Annotated in this window: 13 protein-coding genes and 1 tRNA gene; all 14 read right to left on the bottom strand. The window is 36.9% G+C overall.

The window, feature by feature from the left end:
* Nucleotides 1-407 precede the first annotated feature (407 nt).
* Nucleotides 408-489, bottom strand: a tRNA-Leu gene (locus BCL90_RS04165).
* A 138-nt stretch (nucleotides 490-627) separates the two neighbouring features.
* The gene (locus tag BCL90_RS04160; RefSeq protein ID WP_134380562.1) at nucleotides 628-930 is read right to left on the bottom strand and encodes a hypothetical protein; all 303 of its coding nucleotides are present in this window, start codon (nucleotides 928-930) and stop codon (nucleotides 628-630) included.
* Between the two features lie 61 nt (nucleotides 931-991).
* The gene (locus BCL90_RS04155) at nucleotides 992-1,789 is read right to left on the bottom strand and encodes a helical backbone metal receptor (protein ID WP_121282755.1); all 798 of its coding nucleotides are present in this window, start codon (nucleotides 1,787-1,789) and stop codon (nucleotides 992-994) included.
* 97 nt (nucleotides 1,790-1,886) lie between these two features.
* Nucleotides 1,887-2,570, bottom strand: a complete 684-nt coding sequence (locus BCL90_RS04150) for an ABC transporter ATP-binding protein (RefSeq protein ID WP_121282754.1) — start codon at nucleotides 2,568-2,570, stop codon at nucleotides 1,887-1,889.
* Nucleotides 2,571-2,646: 76 nt separating this feature from the next.
* A complete protein-coding gene (locus tag BCL90_RS04145) occupies nucleotides 2,647-5,016 on the bottom strand; it encodes an ABC transporter permease (RefSeq protein ID WP_121282753.1) in 2,370 nt (789 codons plus the stop codon).
* A 113-nt stretch (nucleotides 5,017-5,129) separates the two neighbouring features.
* Nucleotides 5,130-7,523 (bottom strand): ABC transporter permease, encoded by a 2,394-nt coding sequence (locus BCL90_RS04140; RefSeq protein ID WP_121282752.1) that lies wholly within the window; start codon nucleotides 7,521-7,523, stop codon nucleotides 5,130-5,132.
* A gap of 81 nt (nucleotides 7,524-7,604) precedes the next feature.
* Complete coding sequence (locus tag BCL90_RS04135; protein ID WP_121282751.1) at nucleotides 7,605-9,980, bottom strand: ABC transporter permease; 2,376 nt, start codon at nucleotides 9,978-9,980, stop codon at nucleotides 7,605-7,607.
* A 73-nt stretch (nucleotides 9,981-10,053) separates the two neighbouring features.
* Nucleotides 10,054-12,435 (bottom strand): ABC transporter permease, encoded by a 2,382-nt coding sequence (locus tag BCL90_RS04130; RefSeq protein WP_121282750.1) that lies wholly within the window; start codon nucleotides 12,433-12,435, stop codon nucleotides 10,054-10,056.
* Between the two features lie 69 nt (nucleotides 12,436-12,504).
* The gene (locus tag BCL90_RS04125; RefSeq protein ID WP_121282749.1) at nucleotides 12,505-14,877 is read right to left on the bottom strand and encodes an ABC transporter permease; all 2,373 of its coding nucleotides are present in this window, start codon (nucleotides 14,875-14,877) and stop codon (nucleotides 12,505-12,507) included.
* A 76-nt stretch (nucleotides 14,878-14,953) separates the two neighbouring features.
* Nucleotides 14,954-17,326 (bottom strand): ABC transporter permease, encoded by a 2,373-nt coding sequence (locus BCL90_RS04120; protein WP_121282748.1) that lies wholly within the window; start codon nucleotides 17,324-17,326, stop codon nucleotides 14,954-14,956.
* 76 nt (nucleotides 17,327-17,402) lie between these two features.
* On the bottom strand, nucleotides 17,403-19,772 hold the full coding sequence (locus tag BCL90_RS04115) for an ABC transporter permease (RefSeq protein WP_121282747.1): 2,370 nt from the start codon (nucleotides 19,770-19,772) through the stop codon (nucleotides 17,403-17,405).
* 71 nt (nucleotides 19,773-19,843) lie between these two features.
* The gene (locus tag BCL90_RS04110) at nucleotides 19,844-22,216 is read right to left on the bottom strand and encodes an ABC transporter permease (protein ID WP_121282746.1); all 2,373 of its coding nucleotides are present in this window, start codon (nucleotides 22,214-22,216) and stop codon (nucleotides 19,844-19,846) included.
* A 206-nt stretch (nucleotides 22,217-22,422) separates the two neighbouring features.
* Nucleotides 22,423-23,121 carry an ABC transporter ATP-binding protein gene (locus BCL90_RS04105; protein ID WP_121282745.1) on the bottom strand — a complete coding sequence of 233 codons (699 nt, stop codon included), beginning with the start codon at nucleotides 23,119-23,121 and terminating at the stop codon, nucleotides 22,423-22,425.
* A gap of 102 nt (nucleotides 23,122-23,223) precedes the next feature.
* Complete coding sequence (locus BCL90_RS04100) at nucleotides 23,224-24,468, bottom strand: efflux RND transporter periplasmic adaptor subunit (RefSeq protein ID WP_121282744.1); 1,245 nt, start codon at nucleotides 24,466-24,468, stop codon at nucleotides 23,224-23,226.
* Nucleotides 24,469-24,483: the final 15 nt, after the last annotated feature.

Genomic DNA, 24,483 nt, shown 5'->3' with positions numbered 1-24,483 from the left:
TGTTTAAAACACCAAACGTTCCTACAGAACGAAAACGCCAATTTGCAATTGGCTACCCATGAGACGTCCCTCTGGGACGGGAATAAAACATAATTTAGCCTCCAGCATAAAAGGCAGGCGTAAACATAACTGACGGCAGATAAAAAATATACCATCTATATATATCTGTGGTTAAAAACCTTAATATAATGACATTCTCCTCTGGGACGGAAAAGAAGCATAATTTAGCCTCAAGCATAAAAGGCAGGCGTAACATAACTGACGGCAGATAAAAAATATACCATCTGTGTTTATCTGTGTACATCTTTGGTTAAAATAACTGAGTGGCAACGCTCATCATAAGATTAACGGGCTAAGGCCAATAAAAAACCGCTCTGATTTTTAAATCGGAACGGTTTATCTTTTTGTGCGGAAGAAGGGACTCGAACCCCCACGCCGTGAAGCGCCAGATCCTAAGTCTGGTGCGGCTACCAATTACGCCACTTCCGCAGTTAGGATGTTTTAAGGATTGCAAAGATAGAAACTAAATTGAAAAATCAAATTTTTATAACTTATAAAAGTTTGATCAGAGATGGTCTGTGAGACGCAGTAAACTCAACCCGCTATCCCTCTCGCATTCCATCTTACCTAAAATTTCACCAGCGTTACATCAATCAGTTCCGGCCCACCGTCAACAGGATAACCAGCAACCTTTTTTCCTTTAATCGTAACTTTTTTATCTAAATAAGTATCAAGATTGATCGAACCACTTTTTAAAGCATAGGTTTTATTGTCGGCTTTTAATAAATGTGTACCGTATTGAAAGGTGCTCACCCCAAGTTTTTCAATAGTTCCGCTTGCAGTAACAGAACCTGTGTGGTTTCCTTCTTTCATCGCACTACAACCAGATATTGCGGCAACAAATAGGGATAATACTAATATTCTTTTCATGATTTTTTAAATAGGTTGATTTAATTTTATACTACAATTTACAAAAATTAAAACGGGATGATTAATAAAGTTGTTTTTGGAATTCGAAAAAATACTGAACGGCTTTAACCAACCTGCTTCCATACCAGCTAAACATCTCACCATCAACCAACATAATTTTGGCATTAGGAATTGTCTCCCTGATTTCTTCTATATGTTTTTCTCCAAATGGATAAGGCTCTGATGAGAGTAAAATAAGTTCACAATTTGTGGTTTTCAGTTTTTCCAACGTTACTGCAGGATAACGATCCTCTTTAATCACATTCGTCATACCATTAATCAGCAGAACATCGTCAATAAATGTATTTTTTCCTGCGGCCATGTACGGCTTACGCCAGATGAGATAGGCTACCTTTTTATCAATATGATTTTGGAGGGCAAGTGTTTTTAAATCGTTAAAACCTGCCGATATTAAATGATTAAGGTAACTCGCTTCCGGCTGCCGGTTTACCAGCTCCCCTATCTGTGCAATGGTTTTCATGGCATCATCCAAAGTAAAGATATCACTCATCCATACAGGAAAATATGCGGCTAATTCTTCTATATCGCTTTGTGTATTTTCCTCCTTATTACCGATAATGAGATCGGGTTGCAAATCTTTAATCAAATCGATATTCAGCTTTTTTGTACCGCCCACCTTGGTCCGTTCTGCAAATTTTTCTATCGGATGGATACAAAACTTTGTCAATCCGATAATTTCCTGGTCCAACCCTAAATCAAATAATAATTCTGTTTGTGAGGGTACCAAAGAGATAATCCGTTTGGGTGGGAAATTAATAGAAATTTCCCTGCCCATTTGATCGGTAAAAGATTTTTGCATGAAGCAAAGTTAATTTAACCACAGATAAAAAGGGTAAACACAGATAGAAATTATTAAATTCCAAAGCTGTATTTACCCTTAATATTTTAATGTTGGCCTAACTTAATACGGCTAAGTCTTCCTTCACCACTCCATCGGCAATGTGCAAAATCCTGTTTCCATACTGCGCATTTTTTTCTGAATGGGTAACCTGGATAATGGTAATCCCATCTTCCTGATTTAACTTTTTAAACAGCGTCATAATTTCTTCTGCCTGTGCAGATTGCAAGTTGCCGGTTGGCTCATCAGCCAGGATAATTGATGGTTGAGCAGCTAGTGCCCTTGCAATGCCAACCAATTGCTGTTGTCCGCCAGAAAGCTGGTTAGGAAACAGATCTTTTTTGGCCACGATATTAAAACGGTCTAAAAGATCTGCAATCCTACTGGCACGTTCAGAACTACCAATTTTTTTGTACAATAAAGGGGCTTCAATGTTTTCGTACACCGTCATCTCGTCAATTAAATGGTAAGCCTGAAATACAAAACCGATGTGATTGCGGTAAAGTTCAATGCGTTTACGTTCGTTAAGTGAAGTTACATCTTCTCCCAAAAATTCGTAAGTACCGTAGGTAGGTTCTTCGAGCATGCCAATGATGTTGAGCAGGGTAGATTTCCCGGCACCTGATGGCCCCATAATGGAAACAAATTCTCCCTGTTTAATGGTTGTGGTTACCAAACGGAGTACATAATTTTTAACGCCTTTGTTTGCGTAGTATTTTTCGATGTTGGTTAATTGTATCATATTTTTAAGGTTGAGCGCAAAGCGGTTGGCGGTTAGCGAGAAATCCACGCTGAACGCCAAACGCTATCCGCAGGTGTTATTCGTATTTTAAAGCATCAACTGCATTTGTTTTTGCGGCGCGATAGGTTTGCCAGGTAATTGTTAAAATTGAAATTACCAGTGTGAGTGTTGCTGTTGCCATAAACACCCACAAATTTAAGCTTGTTCTGAGTTCGAAATGCATTAACCAGTTATTCATAATATAATAGGCAACAGGCAGTGCAATTACGATTGCAATAAATATTAATTTTAAAAAACTTAAAGAAAGTAAAGTCATCAACTCTGTAATTGAAGCGCCTAAGATTTTACGGATACTTACTTCTTTTATTCTTTGCGCTGTACTAAAAGATGAAAGACCGAACAAACCTAAACAAGATATGAAAATGGCCAAACATCCAAAAAGATTTGCCAAAGTGCCCAAAATCTTTTCATTTTTTAGTTTAATTTCGTTTAAACCATCGATAAATTTAATTTCGACAGGGAAATTTGGGTTTAATTCTTTTACCAGCTTATTAATAATGCTAGTGCTTTCACTTAAACTTTTGTCGGGATTTAGGCGCATGGTAATTACATCACTGATATCTGCATAAGCAATAACCATAGGTGCGGCAACTTTACTTGGGTTATCCCAAACAATATCATCAAAAACCCCTACCACATTTCTTTTTGTTCCCTGGTATACAATGCTGGTACCAACCGGACGTTTCAGGTGCATTACTTCAACCGCTTTTTTGCTCAAAAGTATTGCCGCTGTATCTGAAGCAAATTTCCGATCAAAATCCCTTCCTGCCAACAACCTGATTTTTACCGTTTTAGTAAAATCATAAGTGGTGTAGATCTGATCAAAATCGATCATTTTATCACTTTCGGACATCCCAACCCAGCCCAGACCTCTTACACTGCTGTTTTTGTTAGAAATACTGCCAGATGATTGTGTTACGCCTACAACAGCGCCACTGGATAGTAATCTTGTTTTTAACAGGTTGAATTTTTCATACAACAATCCTTCGTGAGCTACTTCCAGCAGTCCATTTGATCTGTAACCTAAAGGCATGTTTTTAATAAACTGGATTTGTTTATAAATGGTTATGGTTGCCACAATTAATACCACCGAAAAGCCAAATTGTATGACAACCAAAACCTGCCTGAAAGTTAAGGCATATCCTTTTTTAAAATTTAAGGATTTTTTGAGTGATTGTATCACGTTAAAACCAGAAAGGTAAAATGAAGGATAGCTTCCTGATATGAAGCCGGTTATAACCAAAACACTAAAAATCAATATCCAATTGGTTGGATTGAGGTAATCAAACACAATTTCAATCCCTAATAGCCGGTTAAACATTGGCAAACTGAATTCGAGTAGAATAATGCTTAACAGAATGCCTATTAAGGTTAAAATGAATGATTCCAACATAAACTGAAAAACCAGATTTGATCTGGATGCACCCATAGTTTTTTTGACGCCAATTTCTTTTGCTCTGCCTTGTGTGCTGGCGGTTGCCAAATTCATAAAATTAATACAGGCAATAAGGAGGATGCCTATCGCTAAACCAACAAACAGCTGCACCTGCCTGATATTGCCCCCAATGCTTTTACCATTTAAAAATGTTCCATATAAGTGTAATTTTATTAAAGGATAAATAAATACATCTTCTTTGGCAGCAGCAAAGTGTTTGCCTACAAAACCCTTTAACTTTATATTAAAGGCTTCTATATCTGTATTTTCATTTAATTTTATTAAAGTGTAATAATCATGACTACCCCAATTTGGTTTTTTTGGCCACTGGTTTAAATTTTCATATAAAGTAAATGTGGTTAACGATTCGAAACCATAGGTAATATTGGTAGGAAGGTCTTTTATTACACCTGTAACTTTTAAGTCAACCTGATTTTCAAATCGTACTTTTTGATTAAGCACATCTGTTGTACCGAATATCCGTTTTGCTGCTGTTTCAGTTAAAACAATAGAATTGGGATCATTTAATGCCTTTGTAGGATTTCCACTGATAAAATGATAATCAAATAATTTTAAAAAATCGGGATCGACGTACCTGCTATCTAATTTTAAACTTTCTTGTCCATTGGCCACCAATCTTTTATAAACATCGGTAATTCTGGCCCCGTATAATACCTCAGAAAATTCTTCTTTAAGTGCAGCCAACATCACATTCTGAGATTGGTTTATTGTTCTGATCACCTCTCCTTTCTGGTCATTTAAATTAATCATCGCCTGATAAATATGCGGTGAGTTTTTGAATTGCCGGTCATAACCCCACTCATAACCGGCATATAATAACAGTAGTAAGCAAGAGGTTAAACCAATAGCCAAACCACCAATGTTTATGGCTGCATAAACTTTGTTTCTAAATAGACTACGCAGTGCGATTTTTAAGTTGAGTCTGAACATTTTCGTAGTATCAAGTATTTAGTATCAGGTAATTCAGTATCAAGTATTTAGTATCGAGTATCAAGACTGGTTCTCGCTTTAGTCTTTCAGCTTTGGTCTTTTAGCTTTCGGCTTTATTCATATTTAAGTGCATTAATTGTATTGGCGACAGCCGCTTTATATGAGCGGATGCTTACTGTTATCAGTGTTATTGCCATTGATATTACCATTGCCAAAGCAAATGGCCAGACACTGATATCAACCCGATAGACAAAGCCCGAGAGCCATTTTGAAACGAATAAATATGCAAGTGGCCATGCCGCAAGATTTGCGATAAAAACCATAATCAGGAATGAACCGTTCAGCATTTTTACCAATTCGATGGTTGATGCGCCTAATACTTTTCTAATGGCAACTTCTTTGGTTCGTTGTGTAGCGACAAAAGAAATTAATCCAAATAAACCAATGAAGGAAATGAAGATGATCACGCCTGCGAAAACCTTAAATAATGTTCCCATGATTTGCTCACTTTCATAATAGCTATTTATACTTTCATTTACAAAACCCGAATCGAAAATCCCATTGGGAAAACTTTCTTTCCAAACCGCTTCAATTTCTTTCATTGAAGAAACCAATTTTTCAGCATCCATTTTTATCGCAACATTCCAATATTGATCATTACCAGGAAAAATTGCTAATCCGGAAATACGTTCTTTTAAAGACTGGTCGTTAAAATCTTTCACCACACCAGATATTGGAACGGTGTTTCCACTCGCACGAATCACTTTTCCAATCGCATCCTGCGGATTAAGGATGTGCATCTTCTTCAAAAAAGTTTCGTTTACGACACAAGCATTCGCCGTATCACTCTTACGAAAGATTTTTCCAGCTATCAATTTCAAATCAAAAACTTTGAAGAAATTTTCATCGGCACGCATGTTTCTCAATTCAAAATCCTCATTTTTTATTCCGTTATAGGTAAAATCACTGGAATTAATATTGCTTGATAATGGGGCCGACTGACAAAAACTCATTTCTTTTACCCCCGGAATTCTAAGTATTCTTTCCTTAAAAGTATTGTATTTGATTTTGCTTAAACTATCAGTCGGTATGCCAACCATCGCTACAGCGTTCGGATTAAATCCTAAGGATTTTTCCTGAACATATTGCATTTGCCTAATGATTACTAAAGTTCCGATAATCAATATAACGGTTATTGAAAACTGAACCACAACCAGAATTTTCCGGAGACTTAAACCTCCGTTATTGAGCGAAATTTTGTTTTTGATGGCAAGCGCAGGATTAAACTTCGAAATAATTATTGCCGGATAAAAACCTGCCAGAAAACTCACAAACGCAACAAGAATGGCCATAAAAATGAATATTACCGGATGAGCGAACAGGCTGAATTCGATCCTGCCTTTAAACAAATTCTGCATCGGCGGAATAGCCAGTTCAGTGATAACACAGGCGATGAGCAAGGCAACCAGACTCACGGCGAAAGTTTCTGTCAGGAACTGGCTTACAAGTTGTTTTCTTTTACTGCCCATCACCTTACGAACGCCAACTTCTTTTGAGCGGTTAACTGATTGTGCCGTGGTTAAATTAATGAAATTTATACAGGCTGTGATGATGAGAAATAAGCCAATTACAGCAAGTCCATAGAGTTCACTTTTATTAATCGATGAATCTGCAAAGTTGTCGTATTTCTCACTAAAATGTATATCTCTTAATGGCTGAAGCTTATTTGTTTGATTACCCGTTATTTTCTGAATCGGATAATATTTTTGATTAAACCTGGTTAATGATGCCTGAACATCTTTGGCTGTTAGTCCATCTTTTAATAATACATAACTCGAAGTGCTTGAATTTACAGAGTCCCAGTTCTCGTTAAATCTGCCGGCATAGGTTTCGTAGCTAATTATAACACCAAGCGGAAAACTACTGTTTTGTGGCTGGTCTTCAATTATTCCGGCAACCAGCAAATTGGTTTTATCTCCCACAGTTATGGTTTTGCCGATAGCACTTTTTACGCTACCAAAAAATTTAATCGCGTATTTTTCTGATAAAACAGCTGAATTTGGTTTTGACAATGCCAATTCCGGAGCACTATAAATCCATTTTATATCACTAAAAACATCAAAAAAATCAGGCTGGGTATAATAAACAGCTTCTCGTGACTTAAGTTTCTCTTTACCAGCTGCATCTTTTACGCTGATAACACCACCCCTTTTTAAAATGGTTCCAACTTTTTCAAATCCTGCGATCTCATTTCTGGCGGCGGCAGAAAAAGGTATTGGAACACCTGCGGAAAAGTCTTCATAAGAATTGTATTTCCAGTTGGTAACAACTCTGAAGATCCTGTTCTCATTTTTAAATCCCTCATCAAAACTCATTTGATAACGGATAAAAATAAAGATCAAAATACAACTGGCCATCCCGATTGATAAGCCTAGAACATTAATAAACGTATAACCTTTGTTTTTCCAGAGGTTTCGCCAGGCAATTTTTAGGTTAAGTTTGAACATTTTCGTAGTATCAAGTATTTAGTATCAGGTATCAAGACACCAGCAAGTTACCTCAGTCTTTGATCTTTAAGTTTTCAGCTATTATTCGTATTTCAACGCATCAACAGGGTTTGCTTTAACCGCTTTTTTCGCCTGAATGCTTACGGTTATTACAGCTAATAAAATGGTAATTGTTGCGCTACTAACAAAGGGCAGCACAGGTAAATCAATCCGGTAGGCAAAAGTTTCGAGCCATTTTTTAGTTAGGATATAAGCTACCGGCCAGGAAATTACGTTAGCTACGAGTACCATGATAAAAAATGAACTATTAATTAATTTGAAAATTTGAATATCACTTGCACCCAAAATTTTTCGCACTGCGATCTCTTTGATGCGTCCGTTGGTGATGTATTTTGCAAAGGCAAACAAACCTAAAATAGCAATGAAGATGGTGAGCAATGCGGCTGCAAAAAACACCGATTGTAACTGTTCCTGTTTTTTGAAAAGTTTGCCGTAAAGTTCATCTAAAAATTCATATCGAAAATCTTCGCCGTCCTGAGGATTTATTTGTGGCCATTGTGCTTTCAAAGCAGCCAAAGCATCGGCCATTCTATTTTCCTCAATTTTAACCATGATTTTCGTTTTTGAATTTCCGCAAGGATTTTTAATTGCATAAATAGTAGGCTGAACGGCACTTTCAAATCCTTGTGCTTTAAAATCTTTTGCTACCCCTACAATCTTATAATCTATATTACAGCCTCTTATTGTTTGTCCGACTGGATTTTTAATTCCGTATTTCGCAACAGCACTTTCATTTATCACAACAGAATTCGTAGTATCGGTACTGAATGACTTTGAGAAAAACCGCCCCTCTTTTAATTTAATATCAAGTGTTTCAAAGTAATCAAAATCCACATCGACAAAATCAATGCTTTTCTGCACACCATTTACTGTATAACCGTTACCTCCATTTTCGCTACCATCAGGAACACCAGTAGCTACAGTTACTGATTTTATTCCCTGGATTTTTAAGATTTTATCTCTAACCGGAGCAAATTTTTCAGGTTTATGGAAAAGACTTATGTTTTTAATGTAAACAACCTGATTTGCTGTAAAACCCAGATCCTGAGTCCGCATATATTTCAATTGTGCGTTGATGATGAACAAACCGATTATAAAAATCACCGCAATGCTAAACTGAAAAATCAATAGGCCATTTCGCAGCCATGAGCTTTGTTTACTGGTAGAAAAATTACCTTTTAGTACTAAAGCAGGTTTGAAACCGGACAATACTAAGGCTGGATAAGTGCCTGCGACAAATGTAATCAGGCATAAAATTAAAGGCAATTGCCAGAATAGGTTATTTTCAATATTCCAGATGGATAAATTAACCTGGAAAAGGTTGTTGAAATATGGCAGGGCTAATTCTGCTATTGTTAAGGCAAGAATTGTAGCAACAAAACATTGAATAAATATTTCGGTAAGAAATTGTGTGGTAAGCTGGAAACGATAAGCACCCATTACTTTTTTTACGCCGACTTCTTTGGCCCTTTTTGTGGCCTGAGCAATGCTTAGATTGGTGAAATTTATACAGGCAATGACCAGGATCAGAATTCCAAGTACAAAAAGGGCAATTAGTATTTTATAAGGCGCATCATTACCGGCCTTTGGCCTGAGGTGCAAGTTTGCAAGCGGGTCTAAAAATGTTGAAACACCCTTTATTTCTTCTATTGTTTTTTGGTCAGTTTCGCCTTTTAATAATTCTTTCCGGTATAAGTCTGTAATTTTTTGTTCCAGATTTGCGACGTCAGTTCCAGGTTTTACCTGAATATAGGTCGTGTAATTGTTATATCCATAATTCTCTCCCTGTCCTATTTCATTACCGATTGAAATGCCGTCGAAAGTAATATTTGAATGTAAATTATTTGCAATTGAACCATTGATTTTACTGGTAATGCCCGAATTGCTTGGTCCCATTCCTACCATTTCAGGCTTGTTATCTGTTTTATTTGGAAAAAGCACTTTCATGTTTTCCTCACTCAGATAAGAAAGTCTGTCAGCCACACCTGCAGGTTTTTCTAATCCACCTGTAGGTTTCAAATCGAGAATTTTAGCTGCATTGAAATCAGCTTGCATAAAGTTTTTGGCAAACAATGTATTGTTACCATTCTTCATGGTGAATTCGAAAAAACCGCGTTTGGTAATCCCGGCATTTTCTACTTCAGGGAAGTTCTGTTTAATGGCTTTGGCTAATGGCGGCGAAGTGTAATTCGTTTTAAAATCAGGCTCAATCCGTCCAACTACATAAATATTGTTGTAATTTGGATTGGTTTTATCAAAGCTGGTTTCGTAAGTAAAATAAAGCACAACTAAAATAAAAGCAGCCAAAGCAATGGCTAAACCACCAACATTAATTGAAGTAATACCTCTATTTCTCCAAAGGTTTCGCAATGCGATTTTTAAGTTTAATTTGAACATATTTTAGTATCAAGTATTTAGTATCGGGTATCAAGACTCTAGCAATTCGCTTTAGTCTTTTAGCTTTCAGCTTTTATTCATATTTAAGTGCATCAACAGCATTTGCTTTGGCCACTTTAAAGGTTTGCAGGCTTACTGTTAAAATGGCAATAATTACAGAGGTTAAAAGGGCAAGCAAAAAAGGCCATGGATTAATCGTAATTTTATAATCATATTTTTCCAGCCATTTGGCAACAAGAATATAGGCTACCGGGATAGCGATCACATTGGAAATGATTACCAGTTTCATAAAATCTTTGTTCAAAAGAACCAGGATATCAGAAAGATTGGCGCCCAATACTTTACGGATACTGATTTCCTTGCTGCGCTGTTCAGCGGTGTAAAGTGCTAAACCCAATAAACCTAAGCAGGAGATAAAAATGGCAAATCCTCCAAAAATGTTCGAAAGGACACTAAGTAACCTTTCGCTCCTAAGTTTTTCGGCCATGCTCTGGCTAACCATTTTCACCTCTATAGGGTAAGCTGGGTTTAAATTCTGACTTATCGATTTAATTTTTCCGATAGAAGTTGAAAGCGATTGTTTCGGATTGAGCTTAAGTAGCAAAACCCGACTCGTTTTAACATTGTAATAATAAACTGTAGGCTGTATTTTAGAAGCAAGCGATTCGTTAGAATAATCTTGCACCACTCCTACCACTTTAAGCGGTGGGTTATCGCCCCAATGGATAACAGTACCCACAGGATTTTTTAACCCCATTATTTTAACAGCACTTTGATTGAGGAGCAGAGATGTAGCCGTATCAGCTGAAAATTTAGAATCAAAATCTCTCCCTGCAAGAATCTTTACACCAGTTGTTTTGGCAAAATCGAAACCTGTACTTCTATAATTAATAATAGAGACATCATTTTTAGGTTTGCCGGGCCATTGAATATCGCCAGTAATTGAACCGCTATTGGTAAAAGAGTTAGCATATTCCGTTCCGGCAACAATAGCCCCTTCCCTTTCCAGCTCATTTTTAAAGGTTTTGAGTTTTTCGGGTTTTGTCCATTCCCCTTCCAGGTCGATCTGTGCTAACGCCGTTTCATCAAAACCTAAAGGCTTATTTTTAAGGTGCTGGATCTGGCTATAAATTACAATTGCCGAAATAATCATGCAGATGGAAAGACTAAACTGTACCACCACCAGGATTTTACGGATGGATAATGAACCTGTTGAGCCTTTAAATCCCTTAAGTACTTTTACAGGGATAAAAGAGGAGAGGTAAAATGCAGGATAACTGCCGGCAAGCAGACCGGTAATCAAAATCATAGCAAGCAATACCGCCCAAAAGCCGGTTGCACCATAATTAATTTTGATTGAAATATCGAGCAGGTTGTTAAAATAAGGCAATGAAACCTCGAGTAGCGTGAAAGCGATCAACATGGCTAAAAACGACAATAAGAATGATTCTACCATAAACTGCCCCATAATGGTGTTGCGTGTAGATCCTAAAGCTTTTCGCACCCCTACTTCTCTTGCCCGTTTTTCAGATTTGGCTGTAGAAAGGTTCATATAATTGATGCAGGCGATAAACAGCACGCATATAGCCAGAAAAACGAATAACCTTAACTGATCGATTTTACCCCCAACCACTTTTCCATTATCAAAATCATCATACAGGTGAAGTTTGCTCAAAGGAAAAAGAAAAGGTTCATAAGTCATTTCTTTTAAATCAGGTTCTTTATCTATAATAAAATGTTTTAGAGCCGCATTTGTAGCCTCTAAAGAAGCATTATCTTTAAGCTGAAATAAAGTTAAACAGGTAATGGTGCCCCATGCATTTTCTTTTTCAGAAGGATTTTCCTGTTCAAAAAAAGCCCATGGTTGCAACACATCGTATTGCATACTCTGGTTTTTGGGAAGGTCTTCTATAACGGCCGTCACTTTTAAACTGATCCTGTTATCATATTTAATGCTTTGTCCGATCGGGTTCTCCCCGCCAAATAGTTTTTTAGCTGTAGATTGGCTGATCAATACGTTATTCGGTTCGTTTAAAGCCGTATTTGGATCTCCATAGATGAATTTGTGATCGAGGATCTTTAAAAAATCGGGATCAACATTCATCCCTGAAAGTTTAAAATTATGTTGATTTCGGCTGAACAACTTCTCTCCGTTATTCATCGACATGCGGGCTGCACTTTTAATGCCCGGCAGTTCTGAAGCGCCGGCTTTGGCTAGTTTATTTGGAACCGCCATGGTAGTAGCCAGTTTGCCGTTAAACTTTAAATTTAATGCAGCAATATATACCTTATCAGCATTTTTATATTGCTTATCGAAGCTCCATTCGTAGTTAACGTACAAAAGTAGCATCAAACAACAAGCCATGCCGATTGCCAATCCACCAACATTGATCAAAGTAAAGCCTTTGTTCTTCCAAAGGTTACGCAGGGCTATTTTTAAGTTGAGTCTAAACATGATAGGTTAACTGTATAAATTGTTAAACTGGTTAATTGTTAAATTGTTAACTGAAAACTGCCAACTGGATTACTCGTATTTAAGTGCGTCAACAGGGTTTGCTCTTGCAGTTTTATAAGCCTGAAAACTTACCGTAATCAATGCCATTAGTAAAGTACCAAACCCGGCTATCGGCATAATCCACCAGGATATTTCGGTGTGAAATTCGAATTTCATCAGCCATTTATTCATTAAAAAGTAACTTAAAGGGATCGCGATAATGATGGACACCACAATCATCTTTACAAAAGAGAACGACAGCAATTGCATTAAATTAAGTAAAGAGGCGCCCAACACCTTGCGTACCCCAAATTCTTTTGTTCTTTGCTCAGCACTATAAGCTACGAGACCAAAAAGGCCTAAACAGGAAACAAAAATGGCCAGTCCGCCGAAAAGGTTAGAAAGAATGCCCAAAGTTTTTTCGGCATTGTATTTTTCAGCATAAACGTTATTTAAAAAATTAATCTCTAATGGATAAGCCGGATTTAAAGCTTTTGTAATCCTGCTGATGGTTTCAATATTACTTTGAAGGCTGTTATTTTCATTTAGACGCATCGTAATGTTTCCCGTTTGTTTCTTGTCAAAAAACACCACCATCGGGTTATTCGATTTATAAGGCGAATCCCAAACATAATCGTCGAAAACACCTATGATGTTAAATTTATCGCCAAAAATGGTAATTGTTTTGCCTACCGGATTTTTATAGTCAAAAATTTTTACTGCCGAAGCACTTACCATTACAGCACTTGTATCTGAAGCGAATTTTTCCGAAAAATCTCTTCCCTTAGTTAATTTGATGCCATTTGTTTTGATAAAATCGTAAGTGGTAATTACCTGGTTAAACAATTGGTTATTTGTCGCTTTTAACATTCCTTCCCATTCGATACCTGAAAAGTTGCGACCATGATGAGATAGGCTAACTGATGATTGGAACATCGAAGTAACCGCACCTGATTTTAACAAACCCGACCGCAGCAGCTCATATTTTGTTTTCAGTTCGCCATCCTGTGGCATTTCTACCAGGGTGTTCACATCAAAACCTACAGGTCTGTTTTTAATATACTGGATCTGTTTGTAAATCACCAACGTGGAAATAATCAGGATAATGGCAAAACAGAACTGTCCTACCACCAATACCTGCCGCAAACTAACAGTAAAGAAACCCTTTGATTTAATTTTTCTTTTTAACGTTTGGATCGGATTGAAAGACGACAAATAAAATGCCGGATAGCTACCTGAAAATAAACCTGTTGCGATAACAATTCCTAAAATACCGATCCAACTGCTGCCATTGAAATAGGATATATCCAGTTTTATATTCAGCAAATTGTTAAAGGTTGGCAAAAATATTTCGAGGATAGCAACAGCGAAAACCACTGCAATAAATGTCAGCATCATCGATTCGGTTAAGAACTGTAGAATCAGCGAACTTCTATTGGCACCAATGGTCTTTTTTATGCCAACCTCTTTTGCTCGTTTTTCTGATTTGGCTGTAGCCATGTTCATAAAATTGATACAGGCGATCAACAAGATGCCGAAAGCAAGTGCAACAAACAGATAAATCTGCTCTATCGCACCGCCAGTACTTTTGCCACCCTCAAACTTGCCATATAAATGTAAGCTTGCCAACGGAAACAATACTTGAGTTTGCTGGTTGTCGATGTTGTTTTTTCTCTCTATCTGAATTATTTTTTGATTAACCAAATCTAAATTTGCGCCATTTTTTAACATCACAAGCGTCACATAACTATAATTTCTCCAGTTGAGATCTTTAGCGCCTTGATCAATTGTTTCATAAAAAGCCCAGGGCATTAAATAATCAAATTTGTTTGAGCTGTTGTCGGCTTGGTCTTTAATTACTCCGGTAATATTCAAATCGAAGTGATCTTTAAAACGCACCGATTTATTCAACACATCAGTAGTTCCAAACAGTACTTTAGCAGTAGATTCAGTTAAAATAACAGAATTTGGATTACTTAAAGCTGTATTGGCATTGCCGTAAATAAATTCATAATCGTACATTTTTAAGATATCAGGCTCGGCGAATTTAGATTGACGCTTAAAGGCATTTTGTCCGTTCGCTATTAAATTCTTGCCCCCATAGTCCATCCTCGCCATGTACTTAAGTTCGGGCAAACTTTGTTTAATTACCGGACCGAAAGCAGTAGTTGAGCCTTCAAAAGTTCCTGAAATCTTACCGTTATCTCCCGGAATATTGGTCATGGTGGTAAAAACGTTAGCCGATTCTTTAGCCTGCTTATCAAAGTTCCATTCGTAAGTAACATACAAGAGCAACATTAGGCAGGCAGCCAAGCCAATGGCCAGGCCAATTACGTTAATAAAGGAGCTCACCTTGTTTCGCCAAAGGTTACGCAGTGCAATTTTTAAGTTAAGTCTAAACATATTTTTGAGGGTTGGCGTAAAGTGTTTGGCGGTTAGCGGTAAATCCACGCTGATCGCCAAACACTAAGCGCATGGCTTATTCATATTTTAAAGCATCTACCGGATTCGCTTTCGCCACTTTAACCGATTGCACACTTACGGTAAGTATTGCTATAATCACCGATAGGCTTATGGCCACAATAAATGGTAGGGCGGAAACCGAAATGCGGTATTCGTAGCCCGAAAGCCATTTATTGATAATAATATAAGCCAACGGAAATGCGATCAGGTTTGCAATGGCAACCAGTTTTATAAAATCTTTATTCAATAGAGTAAGGATGTTTGAAGTACTGGCGCCCAAAACCTTGCGGATACTAATTTCTTTTTTACGCTGCTCAGCCATAAATAAAGCTAAACCAAGTAAACCTAAGCAGGAGATAAAAATGGCAAAACCACCGAACCAGTTTGAAAGTGTGCCCAAAAGTTTTTCGTTCTGAAATTTTTCTTCAAAAGAATCGCTGACAAATTTCCTATCTACGGGATAATCTGGGTTTATAGCTTTTACAAGCGCATCGATTTGTGCCAGCGAAGTGCTGATGTTTTGTGTCTCATTTAGCCGAATTAAAATTACTCCTCCTTCATCTTTATAAATTCGATTAAAAATCATTGGGGCAACTTTTTGATACGGAGATTCTGCAACAAAATCTTTCATTACGCCAATAATTGTAGATTTGGATTCATCATAATCAATTACTGTACCCACCGGATTTTTAAGTCCCATTATTTTAACTGCAGCTTCATTTATCAAAACCTTGTTAGAATCACCTGAAAATTCAACACTAAATTCTCTTCCTGCTATCATTTTTGTACCAGTAGTGGCTATAAAATCGTATCCTATCCCTCTTTGGTTAAACAATACTTTTTCATTGGGATTTTTGCCATTCCAATTAATAGCAGATGTATTGTTGCCACCTTCATCAATATTCATACTGAGTAACGAAACATTTTGGGCGGCACCTGATTTGATTAGCTGCGTTTTTAATAAGTCGATTTTTTTTGAACTCATTAAATTACCCATAGCTGCCATCTGTATCAGGTTACCTTGATTATAACCTATTGGTTTATTTTTAATGTAATTCAATTGCTGATAGATAACCACAGTGCAAACAATTAAGCTTGCTGCAAATACAAATTGAGATACCACTAGTACCTTTCTTATTGAGATAGCTGAGCCAGCTCTGAAGCTGAAGCCCTTAAGCACTTTTACAGGTTCAAAAGACGACAGATAAAATGCAGGATAACTACCAGCCAGTAATCCGGTAAATAAAATTAATCCAATTAATACAGCCCAATACCTCCAGTCGTTGTATTGAATAATCAGGTTAATATTTAGCAAAGTGTTAAAGTAGGGCAGGCTAATTTCAACCAGGGTAAAGGCAACAACAGTTCCGATTAAAGAGAGTAAAGTACTTTCGAGGATAAACTGAGCTATTAATGATTTTCTACTGGACCCAATCGCTTTGCGAACGCCGACTTCTTTTGCTCTTTTCTCAGATCGGGCGGTAGAAAGATTCATAAAGTTTACACAAGCAATGAGGAGAATACAAATAGCCAGCATAAAGAAAATCTTCAGCTGTCCTATTTTTCCACCTACAGTTACACCATTTTCAAATTCATCGTACAGGTGCCATTTCGATAAAGGATGTAAAAACAATTCGTTAGTATTCGATTTACCATCATGGGTTTTATAAATAGTTTTAACCTCGGCATTTACCTTATCCAACAAATTACTATTTTGCAATTGCACCAGGGTTAAACAGAAATTACTCCCCCATCCCTGTTTCGCTACCCATTCGTTCTTTTTTTCATTTAATCTCCAGGGCATGATATAATCGAATCTGATGCTACTATTCGCAGGTAAATCGGCAATTACTGCTTCAACTTTTAATCCGTCTTTATTATCCAGCTTTACAATTTTACCTACAGGATTTTCGTTTGCAAATAATTTTCTGGATAATGATTGAGTTAAAATAACGCTGTTAATATCCTTAAGTGGTGATACAGCATTACCACTTAAAAATTTATAATCCAATATTTTCAGGAAAGACGGATCGGCAAACAAACCTCTATTTTTGATCTTTATATCTTTATAGCTAATTAATTGCTCAAATGGGTAAGTAGATCTGGCTGCGTTTACAATACCTGCATATTTTTCTTTAAGCTCTGGTGCCAGTAAACCAGGGGTCCAGGCCCAGCTGTGTACTTTATTATTGGCTTTCATATTGGTATGGGCAACATAGGTTGTGCTGTAATTCTTAAATTGCTTATCAAATCCAAACTCGTAGGATATATACAATAATAGAAGCATACAACTGGCTAACCCTAAAGCTAAGCCACCAATATTTATTAAAGAAAATCCCTTGTTTCTCCAAAGGTTCCGCAAAGCGATTTTTAAGTTAAGTCTAAACATATTATTGAGGTTTAGCGTAAAGCGTTTGGCGGTTAGCGGTAAATCAACGCTGATCGCCAAACGCTAAGCGCATGGCTTATTCATATTTAAGTGCATCAATAGGGTTTGCTTTCGCTACTTTAACCGATTGCACACTTACGGTAAGTATTGCTATAATAACCGATAGGCTTATGGCCACAATAAATGGCAGTGCAGAAACCGAAATGCGGTATTCGTAACCCGAAAGCCATTTATTGATAATAATATAAGCCAACGGAAATGCGATCAGGTTTGCAATGGCAACCAGTTTGATAAAATCTTTGTTCAATAACGTGAGGATGTTGGCTGTGCTAGCGCCTAAAACTTTACGGATGCTGATTTCTTTTTTGCGTTGCTCGGCCATGAAAAGCGCTAATCCCAACAAGCCTAAGCAAGAAATGAAGATAGCAAAACCACCGAACCAATTTGAAAGTGTGCCCAAAAGTTTTTCATTTTGAAATTTTACTTCAAAAGACTCGTCAACAAATTTTCTGTCAACAGGAAAGTTAGGTTCAATGCGCTTAACTATATTATCTATATCAGAAAGTGATGAACTAATATTTTTTGTAGTGTTTAATCTAACCAGAATCACTTCCAATCCATCTTTAATACCAGCATAGAAAATCATCGGTGCCACTTTCTGATATGCCGATTCCATCACAAAATCTTTAACCACACCAACTACTGTATTATCAGATGTACCCCATTTAACAATTTTTCCAATAGGATCTTTAAACCCAATCATTTTTACTGCTGCTTCATTAAGCAATACACTATTTGTATCATTAGGGAATTGGGCAGAAAATTCTCTACCAGATATCAATTCAGTTCCAATGGTTCTTGTAAAATCAGTCCCTATAGCCCCGAAATTAAACAGGGATTTTTCTTTTGGATTTTTACCCTGCCAGGTAATATCTGATGTATTATTTCCTCCCTCACTAATGTCCATACTAAAGGTAGATACACTTGCTGCAGCACCGGATTTTAATAGTTCTTCTTTAAGCAGTGCTGCTTTTTTGGGGTCTTTTAAATTTCCTTGTACGGCTATCTGTATAAGGTTTCCTTTATCATATCCGATTGGCTTATTTTTAATATAGCTTAATTGTTGATAAATAACTATGGTACAAATAATTAGACATACCGCAAAAATAAACTGAAAAACAACCAATATTTTACGGATAGAAACAGATGAGCCAACTTTTGCACTAAACCCTTTAATTACTTTTACCGGTTCAAAAGATGAGAGATAAATTGCGGGGTAGCTGCCGGCTAATAATCCCGTAAAAGTGATTAACACCAAAAGCCCAAACCAAAACTTCCAGTTCTGGTATTCTATAACCAGGTTTATACCTAATAAATTGTTAAAATAAGGTAGGCTTATTTCTGCAAGTACAAATGCAAGTATGGTACCTATCAACGTAAGCAAAACCGACTCAAGCATAAACTGGCCAATTAATGATTTTCTGGATGAACCGATTGCTTTGCGGACACCTACTTCCTTTGCTCTTTTCTCTGAACGGGCAGTTGAAAGGTTCATAAAATTAACGCAGGCGATTAATAAGATACAAAATGCCAGCATCAGGAATATTTTTAACTGATCTATTTTCCCGCCAATTGATTTACCATTTGCAAATTCCCCATATAAATGCCACTTAGCAAAAGGATGCAAAAATCCCTCATTAGTTACATCTTTATCATTTCTTTGATAAATATATCTTATAGCGGCATTGGCTTCAGCTAATTGGTCCGGGTTCTGTAATTGTACCAAGGTTAAACATATATTATTTCCGAAAGGAGAATTTTTCACCCAAGGTTCTCTTTTTTCGTACAATGCCCATGACATTAAATAATCAAATTTGACACTGCTGTTTGCCGGAACATCTTCAATTACCGCTTCTACATTTAAGAGATCATTGTTATCCAGCTTTACCACTTTATTAATGGGATCTTCCCCACCAAATAATTTTTCTGCCAGTGTTTTTGTTAAAATAACAGAATTGAGTCCTTCTAAGGGTTGTTTAGGCTGGCCACTTATAAATTTATAGTCAAGAATTTTAAGAAAATCAGCACCTACAAAAACACCCTTAGCCCTTAGCTTTCTGGCATCATGTTCAATTAATAGTGGATGAGGATAACTTGATTGCGCAGCATAAACAACTCCAGGTATTTTCTCTTTTACCTGATCAGCCATTTTTCCTGGCGTCCAGGCCCAGCTAAAAGTTTTACCATTTGCAATCGAGTTATTATAAACAACATAAGTTTTATCATAATCTGTAAATTGTTTATCGTAACCATATTCATAAGCTACATATAACAACAAAACCATGCAACTGGCTAAGCCAATGGCTAATCCACCTAAGTTTATTAAGGTAAATCCTTTATTCCTCCAGAGGTTGCGTAGTGCAATTTTTAGGTTTAATCTGAACATGGTAGTATCAAGTATTTAGTATCAGGTATCGAGACATGAGCTTTCAGCCTTGGTCTTTAAGCTTTTAGCTGTTATTCGTATTTAAGCGCATCAATAGGGTTAGCCTTGGCCACTTTAACCGATTGCAAACTCACCGTTAAAACTGCAATTACAAGGGAAATCAGGATTGCCAGCAAAAAGGGTAGAAATGAGATGGCAATACGGTACTCAAAACCTGAAAGCCATTTATTGATAATAATATAGGCTAAAGGAAATGCGATCATATTTGCAATGGCTACCAGTTTTATAAAATCTTTATTTAGCAATACGAGGATATTGCCTGTGCTGGCACCCAAAACCTTACGGATACTGATTTCCTTTTTACGTTGCTCTGCCATAAAAAGCGCTAAGCCCAATAAACCCAAACACGAGATAAATATTGCGAAACCACCAAACCAGTTTGAAAGTGAACCTAGAATTTTTTCATTTTTAAATTTCACTTCAAATGATTCGTTCACAAATTTGCGGTTAACAGGATAATTGGGTTCCATTTGCTTTACTATATCATCAATTTTAGCTAGTGATGAACTGATGTTTTGATTTGGATTTAGCCGCGCAATGATAACCCTCGCATCGTACTTTCCATTTGCCCTAAAAATCATTGGGGCCACCCTTTGGTAAACACTTTCTACCACGAAATCTTTTACAACACCAACTATAGTTAGCTTTTTATCACCCCAGAAAGTAATTACTTTGCCGATCGGATTTTTTAATTGCATCATTCGCACAGCCGCCTCATTTAACAATACGCTGGCTGTATCATTAGGAAATTTCGCAGAAAATTCCCTGCCACTAATCATCTTAGTGCCAATAGTTTCAACAAAATCATACCCTATTGTTCTATGGTTAAAAGAAATTTTCTCATTCGGATTTTTACCTTCCCAGTCTATACCCGTTGTATTATCTCCACCTTCTGTAAAATCTGTACTAAAAGAAGTAACATGAGTTGTTGCGCCAGCTGCTATAAGTTGTGTTTTAAGCAATTCTAACTTAGCTGCATCGTTCATTTTACCAACTACAGCTATCTGAATTAAATTGGATTGATCATAACCAATAGGCTTGTTTTTAACATAATTAAGTTGCTGATAAATTACTGCTGTGCAAATAATTAAACTTGCAGCAAAAACGAATTGGCCAACCACTAATACTTTCCTCACCGAAGTGGATGAATCTGATTTAAGGGTGAAACCTTTTAACACTTTTATCGGCTCGAAAGAAGATAAATAAAGCGCCGGATAACTACCTGCAATTAATCCGGTTAAAATCATTAGGCCCACTAATGTTAACCAAAACAGGCTGTTATGATAATCAATTGTTAGTTTAATATCTAACAGACTATTAAAATATGGCAAACTCACCTCAATTAAGATAAAGGCTAAAACGGTGGCAATAAATGTGATGAGCAGGGATTCTAAAAAAAACTGATTAATTAACGATTTACGTGTTGATCCGATTGCTTTACGAACACCAACTTCTTTTGCCCTGCGCTCTGAACGTGCTGTAGATAAATTCATAAAATTTACACAGGCAATTAACAAGATACAAAAGGCCAGCAATAAGAATATTTTAAGCTGATCTATTTTTCCACCTACGGATTTACCGTTAACAAAATCATCGTATAAGTGCCATTTGGTTAAAGGATGCAGTAAAGCTACGGCCGTATTATCTTTCTGATTGCGTTTGTAAATACCATGCATCAAATCATTTGCAGCAGTAAAAAAATTATTATCCTTTAATTGAACAAGTGTTAAACACATATTATTTCCCCAATTGCCTTCCTTCATCCAGGGTTCTCGTTTTTCGAACAATGTCCAAGGCATGATGCATTCAAAAGTTAAACTACTATTTGCTGGTGCATCTTCTATTACCGCTTCAACCTTTAATGCTTCCTGATTTTCCAGCTTTACCATTTTATTAATAGGATCTTCACTTCCAAATAATTTTGTTGCGAAAGACTTAGTCAGAATAATGGTGTTTACATTTTTTAAAACTGTGGCCGCATTACCTTCAAGAAATTTATAGTCCAATATTCTAATAAAATTTTGGTCGGCAAATATTGCACTGCTATTTATTTTATTATCACCAACGGTAATGAGTTGTTTTCTCGGATAAGTAGTGTGAGTGGCATACTTAACGCCAGGGATTTTTTCCTGCACTTCTTTAGCCATCACATTGGGTGTCCACGCCCAGCTAAAAGTTTTACCACTTGCCTCCATGTTTTGATAAACTACATACGTCTTATCGTGATTGGAGAATTGTTTATCATAACTCCACTCGTAGGCAACATAAAGTAACAAAACCATACAACTGGCTAAGCCAATGGCTAAGCCCCCGATGTTAATCAAAGAGAAACCCTTGTTTTTCCAGAGGTTACGTAAGGCTATTTTAAAGTTTAATTTGAACATATTGTTATTGTTTGGAGATAGGTGGTCAGCGTGTGGCGTTCAAAATGCCTATCTGGTGTTTTTTACTATTTCGCCTTCCCAAATCTTCCCATCCAGGAAGATTTTTGGGCAGACTTATTATTAACTAAACTAAAATCTTTTTTGGTACAGGCTGCAGATTTAAGGTGTGATTTAACCATACGCCTTAAACCTTTTACCCTAAGCCTCTATATGAGTTCTTCATTCCTGCTTTTATTGATCTTCTCCGATATTACATGTCCATCTTTCAGGTTGATGATTCTGTTCGAAAAACTGGCATCATGACTAGAGTGGGTAACCATCACGATAGTAGTTCCGGTTTCATTTAGTTCGCAAAGCAACTCCATTACTTCGTTACCATGCGAGCTATCCAGATTTCCGGTCGGCTCATCGGCCAGAACCAGTTTTGGTTTGGTTACCAAAGCCCTTGCTACTGCTACACGCTGCTGCTGTCCACCCGATAATTGTTGCGGAAAATGACCACTGCGGTTTACAATATTCATTCTTTCGATAATTTCGTTCACCAATTTCTTGCGTTCTGCGGCAGGAATTTTATTATAAATTAAGGGCAGTTCGATGTTTTCGAAAACCGTTAATTCATCAATCAGATTGAAATTCTGAAAAACGAATCCCATATTTCTTTTACGGAAATTTGAACGTTCTCTATCATTAAGCGTTAAAAGTTCTGTATCGATAAATTTGTAGCTTCCACTTTCAGGCTTATCCAATAAACCCATTACATTTAACAGGGTAGATTTTCCGCAGCCTGATGGGCCCATGATGGAAACAAATTCGCCTGCTGCCACGTTAAGGTTAATTCCGTTAAGTGCAGTAGTTTCTACTTCTTCTGTTTTGTAAACTTTTTCCAGATTTTCTATTTTAATCATAGCTTTTTAGTATCAAGTATATAGTACCAGGTATCGAGACCCGATTATATTGTTAATTTATTGTCTATTTGGTTAATTGACGCTAAATGTCTAACGCTAACCCTATTTATTAATCTCCACCTGATCGTACTGGTTAAACTGATCGTAAGATGAAGTAATTACTTCGTCGCCCTTTTGCAAACCGTCCAATATTTCATAGTACAGATAGTTTTTACGCCCTATTTTAACATTTTTCTTGGTGGCTTTACCATTGTTTACTACAAATACCCAAGAGCCGCCTGTACTCTGGAAAAACTGTCCTTGCGCCAGAAGTAATGATTTGCTGTTATCCGATAAGGTCAATTTGGTCTGTAATGATAATCCACGACGTAAACCTTCGGGTGCTGCGCCCTTAAATACCATTTCTACCTGAAACTGCCCTGCAGTAACCTCAGGAATTACTTTACTTACTGTTAAGTTATAAGTTTTACCATTAAATTCACAACTTGCGGTTTGTCCTTCTTTTACCCGATTGATGTAATATTCATCAACTCCTGCCTGAAGTTTATAACCTTGCAACACGTCGATCTTTCCGATCATTTCGTTAGAATTATATGATTTACCAATTACCGGATCGTAAGATGACAATTTACCAGATACCGGAGCTTTGATCGTCATATTTTCGATGTTTTTACGGATCATTTCCAAACTTTCGTTCATCTGCCCCATCGATTGATCAATCTGGGCCAGCTGCATTTTTCTACTCTGGTTTTCCTGCTTAACTGCCTGACGCACAATTTTAAGCTTGCCCTGGTAATATTCAAAATCCTGACTCGATTTGTTAAATTCTTGTAGCGTAATTACTTTTTTGGCGAAAAGTGAACTATCTAATCTATATTGACGGGTTGCTGTTCTCAAGCTATTTTCTACATCTAAAACATCCTGATTTAATACCCTTTGATTTTGCTCCAGATCCAACCGCGATTTCCGCAACTGATTAATCTGCTCGGTTGCTGCTGTCTGACTTGAGGTATAACTCAACATGGCATTTGAGTTGGAAATTCTTAATAATGGCGTTCCTTTCACAACCGAAGCCCCATTCTCAGTAAAAATTTCAGCAACCGTTCCTCCTTCTGAGGAACTTACAATTACCGAAGTTAAAGGCACTACACTGGCATTTAATAGCACCACATCTTCAAAATCGCCATATTCTACTTTACTGATGGTTAATTTATCGGCATCTGCACTGTAAACTTTTTTGAGGGACAAAGTATAGCCATAAATTACAACTGCCACAAAAGCAATTGCTCCACCTATAATTAACAGGGTTTTAGTGCTAAATCTTTTTTTCTCTATTTTCTTATCCATGTGTTCGGTTGTACT

Source organism: Pedobacter alluvionis, from assembly GCF_003664035.1.
In the GTDB taxonomy this organism is placed as follows: domain Bacteria; phylum Bacteroidota; class Bacteroidia; order Sphingobacteriales; family Sphingobacteriaceae; genus Pedobacter; species Pedobacter alluvionis.
The sequence above is the reverse complement of the archived record's forward strand: the minus strand, read 5'-3'. Positions and strand labels throughout refer to the sequence as shown.